The sequence below is a fragment of the Parabacteroides sp. PM6-13 genome, from assembly GCF_029892605.1.
Classification (GTDB): Bacteria; Bacteroidota; Bacteroidia; order Bacteroidales; family Tannerellaceae; genus QVMG01.
The window spans coordinates 169,543-186,065 of record NZ_JARXWF010000001.1 but is presented as its reverse complement, the minus strand read 5'-3'; the positions used below and the strand labels follow the sequence as shown (position 1 = coordinate 186,065).

Genomic DNA, 16,523 nt, shown 5'->3' with positions numbered 1-16,523 from the left:
TTTTTGCGCGATTTCGCGGGTGGACAAATGTCCACATTTCCCCTCTAAATGTCCACCTTTTGAATGTCCACCCAATTCGGATAAATGTACACCCCGCTATTGGGTGTGTATGTTATGTTTGTGAACGATTTGTTAAGAAATATTATTAACCTATAATGTAATCTATTATTTCACAACCTAAATATTTTTAAGATGAGGAAACATTTATTTCTTTCCGTAATGCTTAGTCTGTGTACCTTCGGCGGCATGGCGTTGTATGCAACACCTGCCATGGCTACTGTGGTACAATCTCCGACTATCAAGGTGCGTGGTCAAGTAATTGACGAACAGGGTGAATCCCTACCGGGGGCTAACATCAGAATTAAAGGAAGAGAAGGCGGAACCGTTACCGACCTGGACGGAAACTTCGAACTGGAGGTTCCCGGCGACGCTATCCTTTTGGTCAGTTATGTGGGCTTCAAGGAGCGTGAAGTGGCTGTTCGCAATCGTGCCATTATTGAAACCATTCAGTTACAATCGGATGATCTGATGCTTGATCAGGTGGTGGTTATTGGTTATGGTACACAAAAGAAGTCCGACTTAACCGGCTCTGTTTCGGTCGTAGACGCGGACGCTTTGAAATTGACATCAAACTCCAACATCTCCACCATGCTTGAAGGTAAGGTGTCGGGTGTGCAAGTGACCTCTGACGGACAGCCCGGTGCTGATCCTACCGTTCGTATCCGTGGTATCGGTTCTTTCGGCGATACCTCTCCGCTTTATGTGATCGACGGTATTCCGATGGGAACATCTATCCGCGATTTCTCTTCAAACGACATTGAAACCATCCAGGTGTTGAAAGATGCTTCGGCTGCCGCTATCTACGGTTCGCGTGCTGCTAATGGTGTGATTATCATCACCACTAAACGCGGAGAAAAAGACCAGCCGCTGCGGGTGAACTACAACGGATACTTCGGGGTGGATAATATTCCGAGTAACGTTTACGACGTGATGAATGCTGACCAATACAGTCAGTACCTCGGTCAGGCGGCCGCGAACTCCAACACGCCGTTGCCATCGGGATACCAGCTCAACAGCTCAACCGGGAAATATCAGTTCCAGGACGACACCAATACCAATTGGTTTAACGAAGTGTTCAAGACAGGTATCCGTCAGAACCACAACGTGAACCTTTCCGGAGGTGGCGCCAATAATACCTATAATATATCATTAGACTATTACAACCAAAAAGGGACGCTCGAAGGAGCCGGTCCTAACTATGAACGATATACCGCGCGTGTCAACAACACCATGGATACTAAGTTTATTAAGTTCCAAACCAGTCTTGTTTACTCGCACTCCAACCAGGATAACATGGGCTTGTCGAATGCTTCCGAATATGTTCAGGGTTTGTATGGCGACGTAACCAACGTATTGCGTGGTACCCTGCTGATGCAGCCTACCATCAAGGCGTATGATTCTGACACATGGGTACTGGATAACCTGGTAGGAATCGCTAACAACTACAATTATGACGCTTACGGTTATGGTGTTTATTACGATACCGTGCATGGTGATATCTCCGCTTCCAACCCGTTGTTGGTAAATAACCTATTGCAGCGCAACACCCGCGTAGACCGCTTCGTGGGAACCGCTTCGGCCGATGTGGATCTCCTCAAGATGATTAGTGTCGATAGCAAAAATCATAAGCTCAACTATAAAGCCAACCTCTCTTACAGCAAGACCCACGCCAAGGACTTTACCTGGATTCCCGCCTGGGTACAAAGTAACCGTGTGTACTTGGCCAAGAGCAACGAACGCTTGACCAAAGGATCACGCGATTATTCGGACGCGTTGATAGAGAATATCCTTACTTACGACGGTACGATGGGCAAGCACCACATCAACGTAGTGGCAGGGCAGACCTACCAGGAACAAAACACCGATCTGTTGACCGGATGGGGTATCAATTTCACGGAGCCTTATTTCCTACAGCTACAGAATGCTTCGACTACCTATTCGGAAAGCTACGAATACAAACATGCTATCTTGTCGTACATTGGTCGTGTCAACTACAATTACGATGACAGATACCTGCTCTCGGCAACCGTACGCCGCGATGGTAGCTCACGCCTCTCCAGCAATATCCGTTGGGGTACTTTCCCCTCTGTCTCCGCGGGTTGGCGTTTCGATAAAGAGAGTTTCTTCCCATTCGATATAAACACCGTGAATATGTTCAAGTTGCGCGCCAGCTATGGGGTGCTTGGTAACGAGAATATCGGTGAGTATATGTATCAGGCGGTTATGTCGCGTAACAATATGACTTACAACTTCAACGGTACGGTAGTGACCGGTTCTGCCGTTTCCACTTTCGTAGACAATAACCTGGCATGGGAGAAAAAGAAAACCTACAATGTGGGTCTCGACCTCGCCTTGTTTAGCAATAAATTGGAGTTTACGGCCGAGTGGTATAAGAATGCCAGTGAAGACCTTTTGTATGCTGTACCTGTTCCGGAACAAGCCGGTGTATCCAATACCACCGTTACAATGAATGCCGCTTCGATGAACAACTCCGGTTTTGAGTTCTCGGCAACCTACCGCAACCGCGACCGCGACTTCAAGTATGAAGTGTCTGCCAACCTCACTACATTGCGCAACCGAGTGACTTCGTTAGGTTTTGGTACCGACTCTTATATCTCCGGAGCCTATATTACCAATGTAGGAGAGGAAATAGGTCAGTTCTACGGCTGGGTGTATGATGGTATTGCCCGTACGCAGGCAGACCTGGATAATCATGCCATTCAAGAGGGTGCCCAGGTGGGTGACCTGCTCTATAAGGACGTGAGTGGCCCGGACGGTGTGCCCGATGGTAGAATAGACAGCGACGACCAGGTGGTGTTGGGCAGCGGTATGCCTAAGGTGAACTTCGGTCTTAGCGCTCGCTTTGAATACAAACGTTTCGACTTGAATATCGCTACTTTCGGCGCCTTGAACTATCACGTCAGCGATGACATCTACAACTCGCTTAACTCTGCTTACGGCTGGGGAAATAAAGAGGTAGGTATGCTCGATGCAAACCGCTGGAGCGAAGATGGCAGCACTTATCTCTCTAACGTGCCACGTACTTATGTGACCAACAGTGCCAGCATGGGTTGGAACGACCTCTTCAGCTCACGCAAGATTCAGAACGCGGCCTACTGGAAGATTGCCAATATCGAATTGGGTTATAACTTCCCGAACAGTTGGTTTGGCAATTATGTATCTGATGTACGTCTCTATGTGTCAGCACAGAATCTTCATACATTCACCGGCTATAAAGGTTATAATGTCGACTATGCGGGAGGAACATTCACTCCGGGATATAACTTCTGTTCTTATCCTACCGCGCGCACGTTCATGTGTGGACTTCATTTTACATTCTAATCGCTTCTATCTGGTATCAAAAAATTAAAAATATATTTTATGAAACTATATAAATATTCACTTGCTCTCCTTTTGGGACTTAGCACACTGTTTTCTTGCAGTGACAGGCTGAACCTGTTGAATCCCAACCAGCAAACCTCAAGTACCTTCGGCTTTAATGCCGATGATCTGGAGGAATCCGTGATTGCCGCCTACAACCACCTCCGTATGGAGGGCTCTTATGCGCGTGTGGGCTACACCATCGACGTATGCCGTGGTGATGAAGCCTGGAACTCTTCACAAGTATGGTACCTGCCTTTCGATGATATGAACGCGGAAGTTATTTCAGATATTACGTGGTGGCCCTGGCGCGAATGGTACTACACCATCAATGTATGTAACTTCGCTATTTCTCGTTGTGGTGAAGATAACAGTCAGCTTTCTGAGAAGATGAAACGCATCAAAGGACAAATGCTTTTCATACGCGCGCTGTCGTACTACAACCTGGCAGGGTATTATCAGAATCCGCCCCTTATTACGGACTACGCCACTTACTCCTCGCTCGACGGACTTTATGGTGCCAACAGCACCTACGATGAGGTATTCGACCAGGTAGAAAAAGATTTCAAAGAAGCGATGGAATTGCTTCCTTCTCGCGATGAAGGCGGTGAATGGGCCGGTGGACGTGCTACCAGCGGTGCGGCGGCAGGCTATTATGCCCGCGCTCTTATGATGCGTCAGAAATACAGCGAGGCACTCCCGGTATTGAAAGACATCATTGGTAAGAAGTATGGCGCTTATAAACTGATGAATAACTATGGAGATAATTTCCAACAAGGTCCGGCTTACGAGAACAACGCGGAGAGCCTTTTCGAAGTGCAGTTCCTCGACTATGGATCGCAAGGCACCGACGACGAATGGACTCCGGTGAATACCAGCCCGAATGCTACACAAGGATCGGCTGTTGAGAGTAACTTCGCTCCCGGCAACTATGGTGGTTGGGCCGACATCTCAGCATCTCCCTGGCTTTACCATCTGTTCAAAGCGGAGCGCACCACGAAGGGAACACTCGACCCCCGTCTTTATTGGACTATCGGAACCTACGAACCCGATTGGGCGGATTTCGAATTTGGTAATGTGGCTTATACACACGCGATTGGGGCAACCGATAATATTGTGACCAACAACATTTACGGAGGTCTGCCGATTGCCAAAAATACGAATCTCCGTACTGGTCTCTACAGTACCGTTGTGACAGGTTTGCGTAATGGTATCAACCTGCGCATGATGCGTTATTCCGATGTGCTGTTGCGTGCCGCTGAATGCGAAAACGAAGTAAACGGTCCTACACAGCAGGCAATCGACTGGATCAATGAGGTGCGTAATCGTGCTAATCTCGCCGACCTGAAACTCAGTGACTTCAATAGTGCCGATAAGCTCTTCGAACAGATTGCCAACGTGGAACGTCCGAAGGAGTTCGGTTGTGAGTTTGGTCGCGGCTTCGACCTTATCCGTTGGGGATTCTTCTACAATAACGACCGCTTGCAGCAACTCAAAGAACACGCCGTGGTACGCCGCACCGTAGAGGGAACAAAGAATCCGGTGAGCTATAGTGATATCTCAACCGATCCAGAACTGAAGAGCTCTTACGATACCTACCTGCCAGGACATGAATTCCTGCCTATTGTACAGCGGTTATTATACAACAACCCGAATCTGGATGGTAATTCCGCTAACTATAGTACGGATAACTCCTCTTATTTCACCAGCCAGGGTTGGAAAGTACGTCCGGTGGTAGATCTAAATAAATAAACAAGAATCAATTACACTCTTAAAAAATTAAGACAATGAGATTATTCAAAAAATTAATATACGCTTGCTGTGCCCTAACCTTCGGGTTGCTGGTATTGACAAGCTGTGAGGGCGGCGAGCTTTACGAAGTAAACGCCCCGGACTGGCTTTCCGATAAGATCCAGGAAATTGAAGATTCGAAGAAAGATCCGGAAGAAGAGGTGCTTGAAGGCATGCAGGAAGATGTGTACACCTTCGGGAATACGGATTATACATCCGGCTTTTGGTCTTCTTTCTCTAAGTATTACGTGATACCCGATGGGGAGAAGTGGAACGCGGTGTTCAACCTCCACATCAACCCGGGCGACAATACCTATTACAAGAATTTTGCCCTTATCATCACCAACGATGTGGATCGCGGAGGTGCGGGATATACCGAATATGGAGCTATCCGCTTTGATGTCACGGGTAAGCCTGAAGAATTCAATTCGCAGTGGGGTGATCATATCGATTTCAAGTATATCTCGGGCACGTTGCTTCTCGATCCTGTGAGCAATGCGGATGCTAACATACAGCGATTGGGAGGTAAGATTACGCTTACCGTAGACCGTACCAGCGCAAGTGCTTTCTTCGTGAAGATGAGCAACAGCGAAGCCACTAAGACGTATGAGCAACCCTACAAGGAAGCCAATCTGAACGCGGACGAGAGTAACACCAATATCCGTTGCTTCCTGGTTCCCGAAGGTTCTTATATCGACTTCATGCAGACCAATATCGTGCCTATCGGTGGCTTGACCTCTGCCGAAGACAAGAACCCCCTCTCCATGGAGCTGTTGAATGTACCCGACATGGTCAATATCGGTACTTCGCTCGAAGATGCTATGGCGAATGTTTCTGCTATCATTACCTTTGAAGAGGGAGTGACGAAGACGGTTGAAGCTTCCGAACTCCAATTCTCTGCTATCCCCGATATGGAACAACTGGGCGAGAAAACGCTTGTGGTTATCTACAACAAGACCTTCAAGGGTGAGAATTGCGATCTGCCGATTTTGGCGAATGCTACTTTTGAAGTGGTGGAAAAGATTGTATCGATCGAGGTGACTACTCAGCCTTCAAATACACGCTATTATTATTACACCTCGGCGGCTACCGAAACGTTGACAGACCGCACAATGGCGTTCGATCCGACGGGCATGGTGGTTACGGCCACTTACGCTAACGGAACTTCAAGAGTTGTTGACAATGCGAAACTCCGTTTCTCTGCCGTAGCAGCGAAGAGCGGTACTCATACTGTTACCATTACCGCAGATGGAGGAATTACCCAAACCGTAAAGGTGACCGTGTCCGAGTCAACATCTTCTGCTGTGACCAACTCTGCCAATGTGGTAGGAGCCGAAGACAACTCAACAGGCTTCTGGGGAGCTCATTCTGATGACTTCAACGTGCCGGTGGGTGAAACAAAGAGTATCACCTTCACCAACTACAGCAGTCTGGCAGCAAACTGGAACAATTTCGTGGTGATTCTCCGCAAAGCCGATCTGGCCGAATATGGCGTGGTTCGCGCCGACAACCATGGATGGGGCAACGGATATGCCGCTTGTCTCCCTGTAGGAACACAAGGCGACTGGGCTACCTGGCTGGCCGGTATGAATGGAGCTAAAGTGACGGTTTACGTGACCAACTGTGGTAATAGCACCGCCGATATCCAGGCCGTGATGGAGGGTACAACAGGAACCACCTCTACACAGTGCTATTTAGGTATCAACACTGTGGATCCCAGCGATCTGAACTTCGCATTGACTGTCGACGGGTCTCATCTTGTCTTCGGAGCTAAATAACTAAATATTCTATATCACCCATGCCGTTCCTCTGATTCGTAGGAGGGACGGCATGGAACTTTACTTCATACAAATGAAAAAGCAATTATTCCTTATAATATTCCTGCCGATTCTCTTCGCCTTCGCGGCTTGCTCCGATAGCGGCAGTGAGATCGAAAACGGAGAGGTAACCCTAAGTACTCCGACGGTAACCGAAACCACAGGTGCCTCGCTGACTGTCGCTTCGTCGGTCATCAGCGGTGCCAATCAGGTGGTCAAGAAGGGATTCTGCTATAGCGTTAACACCCAAAGTCCAACCATCAAAGACAACGTGGTGGATGCCGACAATAATTTCACGGCTACAATCTCCGGCCTGATGAGCAACACCTCTTACCATATCCGCGCTTATGTCTATAGTGACAGCCGTTACATCTACTCGGATCTGCTCACGGCAACCACCGAAAGCTTAGGCCTTAACGAACAACTTGAAAACTATGTGGCACCCACTTATGCCGACAACTATACCTCTATTGCCGGTTGGAACCAACGCGATAAGTGGAATCTGGCCAATGTGCACGACCCTACGGTTGTATTGGCAGAAGATGGCTACTACTATATGTATCAAACAGATGCCTCGTATGGGAATGCGCACGTAGCAGGTGGGCATTTTCACGGACGTCGATCTAAAGATTTAGTAAACTGGGAATACTTGGGAGGCACCATGTCGACGCTTCCCGGTTGGGTAATTCCTAAGTTAAACGAGATTCGTGGCAATATGGGCTTGGGCAAAGTGCAACCCAACGTGAACGATTTTGGCTATTGGGCACCTTGTGTTTACAAAGTGAAAAACGGACTCTATCGTATGTATTATTGCATTGTTTGTCCCGGGCTTATTGATGGTGATGGCACTTGGAGCGAACGGGCTTTCATCGGTCTGATGGAAAACAGTGATCCCTCCAACAACGATGGATGGGAAGATAAAGGATATGTCATTACAAACGCTTCGGACAAAGGGTTAAATTTCAGAGTGAAGGCCGATAATTGGGCAAACTGTTACTTCAAATGGAATGCTATCGACCCAAGTTATATTGTCGACAAAGAGGGAAAACATTACTTGGTCTACGGCTCATGGCACAGTGGTATAGCCATTGTTGAGGTAGATGCTGCTTCGGGAAAACCCATTGCGACATTACCTAATCCTTGGGGTACGGATGCCGATATAGCTCCTTATGGTCAACTGATTGCTACCCGTCGGGCAGGCGATCGCTGGCAAGCATCCGAAGGACCGGAGATTGTCTACAATCCCCAAACCGATTACTACTACCTGTTTATGGCGTATGACGAACTGTCGGTAGCCTACAACACTCGCGTGGCTCGCTCGAAGAACATAACAGGTCCCTACCTGGGCATCGATGGTGCCAATGTCTCTGCCGGAGCCGATATGTATCCCGTTGTAACGCATCCCTACAAATTCAGTAAAGGGTATGGCTGGGTAGGTATATCGCATTGTGCCGTTTTCAACAATGGTAACGGCAATTGGTATTATGCCTCACAGGGACGTATGCCTCACGATGTGCCGGGTATCAATGCCAGCAACGCCATCATGATGGGACATGTTCGCTCCATCCGTTGGACATCCGACGGCTGGCCCGTGGTTATGCCCGAACGCTATGGGGCGGTGCCCGACGTTGCCATCTCCGAAGCGGAACTGTTAGGCGACTGGGAACTGATCGATTTGCAGTATCAGTATGCACGTCAAAAGGAGGCGACAACCATCACTTTAGATGCCAACCATACTGTCAGCTCCGGCACCTGGAAGGGAGCCGCATGGAGCTATAATGCGACAAACAGTACGCTGACAATCAATAATATCGAGCTTTGTCTGCAACGCGAAGCCGATTGGGAGGCATCTCCCCGTACCCATACGATCGTCTTTGCCGGGTATGCCGGGAAAAAAACCTATTGGGGAAAGAAACGTTAGTCATTTACACAATACACACTAAAAATATAAAATAGAGTTATGAAGAAAAGCATTATCTTAGGTATCTGTACCCTGATGACACTCTCGCTCTCCGCGCAGGAAAAAGCAGAGGTGGTTGTCAATGCCGATCTGGGCACCCATACCATCAGTCGCCATATCTATGGCCATTTCTCTGAACATCTGGGACGATCTATCTACGGAGGCATCTGGGTAGGAGAGGAGTCGTCCATCCCTAATACGAACGGTGTACGCAACGATGTGGTGGCGGCTCTCAAGCAGCTGAAAATACCTAACCTGCGTTGGCCGGGTGGCTGTTTTGCCGACGAATACCATTGGAGAGACGGGATTGGTCCACGCGAGCAACGTCCCAAAATGGTTAATACCCACTGGGGAGGCGTTGTTGAAGATAATAGTTTTGGTACCCATGAGTTTCTGAATCTCTGCGAACTGTTGGAGACAGAGCCTTATATCTGTGGTAATATGGGTAGCGGCACGGTGGAAGAGATGTCGAAATGGGTTGAATATATCACCTTCGACGGCGAGAGCCCGATGGCTAACCTGCGACGGGAAAATGGACGCGAAAAGCCCTGGGCGGTGAAGTTCTGGGGTGTAGGAAATGAAAACTGGGGCTGTGGTGGTAATATGTCTCCCGAAGGCTATGCCGAAAACTATCGTCGGTATGCCACCTACTGCCGCAATTATGGCGACAACCGTCTTTACAAAATTGCCGGAGGACCGAATGTCGACGATTACCGTTGGACGGAAACGCTGATGAAAAATATTCCTCGTGGACAGATGAACGGTCTCTCCCTGCACTATTACACCTATGCCGGTAGCTGGACAAACAAAGGCAACGCCACCGGTTTCCCCATGGATGAGTATTACAGCACATTGGAAAATGCGCTGCGTATGGATGAACTCCTGACCCGTCACTCGGCGATTATGGATCAGTATGACCCGCAGAAACGCGTAGAGCTGGTGGTCGACGAGTGGGGCGCCTGGTACAATGTAGAACCCGGCACCAACCCCGGCTTCCTCTATCAGCAGAATACCCTGCGTGATGCGATTCTTGCCGGACTGACTTTCAATATATTCCATCGTCATGCCGATCGCGTGAAAATTGCCAACATCGCACAGATGGTCAATGTCCTACAGGCGATCATCCTCACTGAAGGTGATAAGATGATGCTTACACCTACCTATCATGTGTTCGATATGTATAAGGTACACCAGGATGCTACCCTGCTGCCGGCCGATGTGAAATGCGGCACTGTTGGACGTTCCGAGCGCAAACGTATGCCTATGGTGAGCGTGACTGCTTCTAAGGATAACGAAGGGGCTGTTCATATCTCTTTTGTGAATATTGATCCGACGAAAGATATCGAGATCACCTGTCCGGTGCGTGGTCTCTCCGGAGGAAAGATCACCGACAGCCAGCTGTTGACAGCCAAGGATGTTGGTTCTTTCAATACGTTCGACAAGCCCGAAGAGGTGACACTGACCTCTTTTAAGGGTGCCTCTTTTAAGAACGGTGAGTTGCGCTTCAAACTGCCGGCAAAATCTTTGGTTACTATTGAATTGAAATAAGTTATTATCCCATGAAACGACATTGCCTTACCACTTATCTCACACTGCTTGTTATTGGCCTTCTTTGTCACTCCTGTAGAACGACAGAGCGCGAGGCTATCACGCCGGAGGCCAATCCTAATCCTTGGGCAGATGATTATACGTTGGTCTCTGCGATGGTCGATTACCGACAATGGGGCTCCTATAATGTGCATGACCCTGCCTGTATCAAAGTGGGAGATACCTTCTATGTCTATTCTACCGATGCGATCTATCGGGAAGACAAAGATGTGGCTGCCGCGGCAGGTGTGCCGCTGGGGTATATCCAGGTGCGTAAGTCGAACGACCTGGTGAACTGGGAGTTCGTCGGATGGGCATTGCCCAAGATTCCCCAGGAGGCTATGCAACATGTGCGCTCGAACGCCCTGCGTGGCGAGGGAGCTACCAATATATGGGCACCCTACGTGGTGAAACATGGAGAGAAATACCGTCTTTATTACTGCGTGTCCGCTTTTGCTCAGTCGGTCTCTTATATGGGACTGGCTGAGTCGGATTCGCCGGAAGGTCCTTGGGAACTGAAGGGGTGTGTGGTGAAGACCGATGCCTCTTCTGAGATGAATGCGATTGATCCGAGTATCGCTGTAACGGCAGAGGGTGAACACTGGATGGTTTACGGCTCTTATTTTGGTGGATTGTTTGCCCTCCAGCTTGACCCGGAGACGGGGCTGGCACTCCGTGAAGGCGATCAGGGACACCTTATTGCCCGCCGTGCCAATGGTGCCAAGGATAATATTGAAGCGCCGGAGGTGATCTACAATCCGGAGTTCAATCAATATTACCTCTTTGTCTCTTATGATCCGCTGATGACGACCTATAACGTGCGTGTCGGACGTTCCGACTCCCCGGCAGGTCCTTATTATGATATGTTTGGCAACGATATGCGCAAGGAGACGAATAACTATCCTATCCTGACGCATCCCTACCGCTTTGCCAACCATCCGGGATGGGCCGGGGTGGCACATTGCGGGGTGGTGAACGATGGTGGGCGATTCTTTATGATGCACCAGGGGCGTCTGAGCCCCGGCAATCAGATGATGGATCTGCACGTGCGTGAGCTTTTCTGGACTGCTGAAGGGTGGCCGGTTGCCTCGCCTGAGCGCTATGCCGCCATTCCGAACGAAACGTTTGTTGAAGCTGATTTTGCCGGTGAATGGGAGATTATCCTGATTCGCGAAAGTGCTTATGAACGCGGACTCTATGCCGGACAGATTCTCTGGGGAGAGGGTGAGCTGCAGGCCGACGAGGTGAATGTTTCCCAACTCTATACCTTTACCACTTCGGGTGAGGTGACCGGCGAACAGTCGGGGCATTGGAAATATGCCGATGGTCGGTTGGCATTGCGACTGGGTGATGATTATTACGGTGAACTAATCCCTCATATGGGGCAAGACTGGGAAAACGAACAAAAAACGATTCTCTTCACCGGTCTGGATAAACAGGGCTATTCTCTTTGGGGGAAACGGGTGAAATAAAAAGAGAAAAAAGATAACTGCTTACGTGCTTTTCGTTATCTTTGGGAAGTAATCTCATAGTGTGATGTGCCATAGATCTCGAAAAAACCGCCTTATCTGTTTGCTGGCTACCCTTTTGCTGTTCTTGCCGGGCAGGGAAGGGTATGCGGTGTTTAACCCCGAAGCCTACAATTTCAACTATCTGACTACCGACCAGGGACTCTCCCAGAATATGGTCGACTATATCTATAAGGATAGTCGTGGCTTTATGTGGTTTGCCACCTGGAATGGCCTCAATTGCTACGATGGCTATCAGTTCAATTATTACAATACCCAGTCGGAGGCGAACGCGATCAATAGCCTCTTTGTACATGTCTTGCAAGAGGATCGCCACCACTACCTATGGGTGGGAACCGAAGAGGGACTCAACCGCATCAATCTCTATACCGGAGATATCGAAGAGGAGGCCTTGAAGCCTTTTATCGGCGACCCGCTTTTTCGTGATCCTATCTATTCCATTCTCGAAGACAGCCGGGGGCATATCTGGGTGGGAAGTAGCGGGGGACTAACGCGCATCACCCTCGATGATAACGGTGACATCTCCTCTATCCGGAAACCGCAGAACGACATCGGCCGTGATGTGACGGCGTTGTGGGAGGACAGTAAAGGACGCCTTTGGGTGGGGTATCGATCGGGGTATCTGCAATGGATCGAACCGGGCGATGCGGATAATTTCCGGTTGAGTCGGGTAGACGGCACACTCCGAGACGCCTATATCGGTGAGGTGTTTGTGTTGGTGGAAGATGAGGCGTATCTTTGGATTGGCACCTACGACGCCTTGGTGCGTCTTGACAAAGCAACGCTAACGCATCGTTCCTACCTTCACGATCCGGCCGATCCCCATTCCATTATGCAAAACTGCGTGAAGGATATGCTGATCGATAAGAACGGAGATCTGTTGATCGCTACGCTATTGGGGCTTTGTAGCTACGACAGGGAGAAGGATCGATTCTTCCCGGTGGCACAACAGGCCGATAAGGGAAGTAGCTTGAATAATAACTTTGTAAACAGTCTTTATCAGGACGATAACGGCACCATATGGGTCGGCACCGAGAAGGGGGGCATCAACAAGATGATTCCTAAAGAGGTGATGTTTACCCAGTATGCTCACCACGATGCCGATCCGCGCTCCCTATCCGTTGGGCCGGCTAACTCTATCTATGAAGACTCGAATGGAAAGCTATGGATAGGTACGGTAGAAGGAGGGCTCAATAAGCGCGACGACCGCACGGGAGCTTTCGTTCATTACCGTCACGACTGGAACGATCCCCATTCGCTTTCTCACAATACGGTGAGCTATATCACCGAAGGGGGCGGCTATCTTTGGGTGGGTACCTGGGGACAGACCATCAATCGTATGCCACTCAACCGCGAGGGCTATTTCGACCGGGCGGAGGATTTATTAAGCGAAGGCTCCTTTCTTTCTCCGCTCATCTCCTGGATTCATTACGATGAAGTGTGGAACGGTCTTTGGATCGGTTCGCATACCGGCTTGGAATACTATGACATTGCCCGGCGAACGACCACGCCCGTCTTGCAGGATATGGAGTATGGAAAGCGGATCAAAGAGGTATTCGGGCTTTGCCTGGATCGCGAACGGCGACTCTGGGTCGGCACCGGATTTGGGCTCTATTGTCTTGATCTGAATAAAACGAATATCGAACAGGGTATTATCCATGCGGAGCGTTATAATATCCTTTCTGTGGGAACCAAGGGATCGGTGAACGAGAAGATCAACTGTATCTATGAATCTGCCCAAGGGGATATCTGGGTGGGAACCTACGGCTACGGGCTGGCACACCTGGAACGTGATGCGGACGGGAACCTCTTTTTTCGCCATTACAATATGGAGTCGGGTCTCTCCAATAATGTGATTTACAGCATCCAGGAGGGCGATAATGGTGATCTATGGATCAGTACCGATTCGGGGCTTTCCTGTTTCTCGCCGGAGAAAAAGAGCTCGATTAACTTTTACGCCTCCGACGGGTTTTCAACCAATCAGTTCTATTGGGTGGCTTCCTGTCGTCGACAAAATGGTGAGATGCTCTTTGGGAATCTGGATGGTGTCGTTGCCTTCCAACCGAAGATAACGAAAAACAATACGGATGCGGGACGGGTAACGATAACCAGGGCATCGCTCTACAACCAAAAGGTCAATCCGAAGCTCTTTGCCGATGGATGGCGTCTTCGGGAGAAAGATAAATCGTTTGCCTTGGAGTTCTCTTCGCTTTCTTATATCGCTCCCGAGAAGGTGCGTTATGCCTATCGTTTGGAAGGGTTTAGCTCGGAGTGGACAGAGGTGGATGCCAATCGACGCTATGCTGCCTATACGAACCTGCGCGCGGGTAAATATACATTCCAGGTGCGTTGTACGCTGCCGGATGGAGAATGGTCGGAACTTATTACGGAGCTGCCAATCCGGGTGATCCCACCATTCTACAAAGAGTCCTGGTTTCTGATCACGATGGCAATACTTGCTCTGTTGTTGCTCTATTATTTCAGTATGCGCCGGATGCGTTCCCTGCAAAAACAGAATATCCTGTTGGAAAAGAAGGTCGCCAAACGTACCGAAGAGATCCTGAATCAGAACCGACAGCTACAGGAACAAAACGATAAGATCACACGACAGAAAGAGCAGTTGGAGGTGTTGTCTGAACAACTTCGCCAGGCGACACAGGATAAGATAGACTTCTTTACGAATATAGGGCATGAGTTTAAAACGCCGATCACCCTGATACAAGGGCCGATCGAGCAGGCGTTGCGATTGAGTCAGAATCCCAAGGTGATCGATCAGTTGAATCTTGTTCACCGAAACTCGAAGTACCTCCTTTCGTTGGTTAATCAACTGATGGATTTCCGTAAGGCGGAGGAGATGGCGCTGAGGCTCTATAAGCGGCCGGGCAATCTGCAGGAGTTTACGGCCGTTCTGCTGGCGCCTTTCCGGGCGATGATGCAAAAGCGGGAGATCACTCTGCAGGAACGCTATCGGATCGGCCCGCGTATCTTCCGATTCGATTCCGATATGATACAACGTTTATTGACCAACCTATTGTCGAACGCGGTGAAATATACGCCCAACAAAGGCACGATCACGCTTTATATGGCTCTCTTCGATCGCGCGGCAGCCCAGGAGCAGTCCTGGCTCTATCTGGCGGTCAATGATTCGGGATGCGGTATTCCGGATGAGTATAAAGAAAAGGTGTTCGATAGCTTCTTCCAGACGGAGAATAAGGTGATTGCGCCGGTACAGGGACAGAGTGGTACGGGTATCGGTCTCTCGCTCTGTAAGCAGATTGTAGGATTACTCAACGGACGCATCTGGGTAGAGGATAACCCGTCGGGTGGTGCCTCTTTCCGTATCTTGTTGCCCTTGGCCGCGGAGGATATGGTCGCTGAGCCGTTGGCGGAGGAGGCGAAGCAGCCGGAGTTGATCGAAGAGGAGGTCGAGATAGAAGAATCGTTGGTAGACGACGATTCCAAACCGCGGTTATTGATTGTGGAAGACAATGCCGATATGCGTATCTATATTCGTTCGATCCTTGAAGATCAGTATTCGATTCTTGAAGCCTCGCAAGGTGTTTCCGGTTTTGAGAAGGCGTTGAAATATTTGCCGGACTTCATTATCTCCGATATTATGATGCCGGAGATGAACGGGTTGGAGTTCTGTAAGAAGATAAAACATAATTTCTCGACCTCCCATATCCCTGTGTTGCTATTGACGGCCAAGAGCTCAACGACGGTGCGGATCGAGGGCTATAAGGTGGGAGCGGATGGCTACATAGCCAAGCCGTTTGATGCCGATCTGTTGCGGGCACGGATCGAAAATATCCTGGAGTCGCGCTTACGCCTGCATAATGAGTTCCAAGACAACCTCGATGTGCGGAAACTGAAGATGGAAGAACGTTCGCCCGATAAGCTCTTTTTGGATAATCTGATGAATATCCTTCGGGATCATTACCAAGATGCCTCTTTTGATGTGTCGCAGTTGATGGATAAGATGAATATGAGCAAAAGTCTTCTACATTCCAAACTGCAATCGCTTACCGGGCAATCGGCGGTGAAGATTATTCGCAACTATCGCTTGAACAAGGCCAAGGAGCTGTTTGATAGTGCTGCCGACAGCGCCATGAATGTCTCGGAAATTGCTTACAAAGTAGGGTTTAATGATCCGAAATACTTTACGCGTTGCTTTACCAAATATTTCGGTATCGCCCCCAGCCAGTACATGAAAAAATGATCGAAGATCAATCCGCGGGGTGGCGGGATTGGTTGGTCAATTTTTATTCTCACCCGGATGAGAAAAAATTCTCACCCGCATGAGAATTTTTTTCCTGCTTCGGAGGGCAGGAAAAAAACGGAAAAAAATAGCGCGATCTCACCTAAATATATAACAGCAAAGGCGGCAAACTTGGAAAT

7 protein-coding genes are annotated in these 16,523 nt (G+C 49.2%); all 7 read left to right on the top strand.

What is annotated here, in order from left to right:
• The first annotated feature begins 192 nt into the window (after positions 1-192).
• Complete coding sequence (locus M2134_RS00715) at positions 193-3,402, top strand: TonB-dependent receptor (protein ID WP_280749480.1); 3,210 nt, start codon at positions 193-195, stop codon at positions 3,400-3,402.
• 39 nt (positions 3,403-3,441) lie between these two features.
• Complete coding sequence (locus M2134_RS00710; protein WP_280749479.1) at positions 3,442-5,193, top strand: RagB/SusD family nutrient uptake outer membrane protein; 1,752 nt, start codon at positions 3,442-3,444, stop codon at positions 5,191-5,193.
• Positions 5,194-5,228: 35 nt separating this feature from the next.
• The gene (locus M2134_RS00705; RefSeq protein WP_280749478.1) at positions 5,229-7,010 is read left to right on the top strand and encodes a bacterial Ig-like domain-containing protein; all 1,782 of its coding nucleotides are present in this window, start codon (positions 5,229-5,231) and stop codon (positions 7,008-7,010) included.
• A gap of 73 nt (positions 7,011-7,083) precedes the next feature.
• Positions 7,084-8,970, top strand: coding sequence for an arabinan endo-1,5-alpha-L-arabinosidase (locus tag M2134_RS00700; protein ID WP_280749477.1), 1,887 nt, complete (start codon positions 7,084-7,086; stop codon positions 8,968-8,970).
• 39 nt (positions 8,971-9,009) lie between these two features.
• Entirely contained in the window at positions 9,010-10,557 is a 1,548-nt protein-coding gene (locus M2134_RS00695) for an alpha-N-arabinofuranosidase (RefSeq protein WP_280749476.1), read from the top strand.
• 11 nt (positions 10,558-10,568) lie between these two features.
• Complete coding sequence (locus M2134_RS00690; RefSeq protein ID WP_280749475.1) at positions 10,569-12,068, top strand: arabinan endo-1,5-alpha-L-arabinosidase; 1,500 nt, start codon at positions 10,569-10,571, stop codon at positions 12,066-12,068.
• A gap of 100 nt (positions 12,069-12,168) precedes the next feature.
• Entirely contained in the window at positions 12,169-16,344 is a 4,176-nt protein-coding gene (locus tag M2134_RS00685; protein ID WP_280758100.1) for a two-component regulator propeller domain-containing protein, read from the top strand.
• Positions 16,345-16,523: the final 179 nt, after the last annotated feature.

What these genes read in the sequence shown, in the direction of transcription:
- M2134_RS00715 (WP_280749480.1), top strand. Translation starts at nt 193, where the DNA reads ATGAGGAAACATTTATTTCTTTCCGTAATGCTTAGTCTGTGTACCTTC.
- M2134_RS00710 (WP_280749479.1), top strand. Translation starts at nt 3,442, where the DNA reads ATGAAACTATATAAATATTCACTTGCTCTCCTTTTGGGACTTAGCACA.
- M2134_RS00705 (WP_280749478.1), top strand. Translation starts at nt 5,229, where the DNA reads ATGAGATTATTCAAAAAATTAATATACGCTTGCTGTGCCCTAACCTTC.
- M2134_RS00700 (WP_280749477.1), top strand. Translation starts at nt 7,084, where the DNA reads ATGAAAAAGCAATTATTCCTTATAATATTCCTGCCGATTCTCTTCGCC.
- M2134_RS00695 (WP_280749476.1), top strand. Translation starts at nt 9,010, where the DNA reads ATGAAGAAAAGCATTATCTTAGGTATCTGTACCCTGATGACACTCTCG.
- M2134_RS00690 (WP_280749475.1), top strand. Translation starts at nt 10,569, where the DNA reads ATGAAACGACATTGCCTTACCACTTATCTCACACTGCTTGTTATTGGC.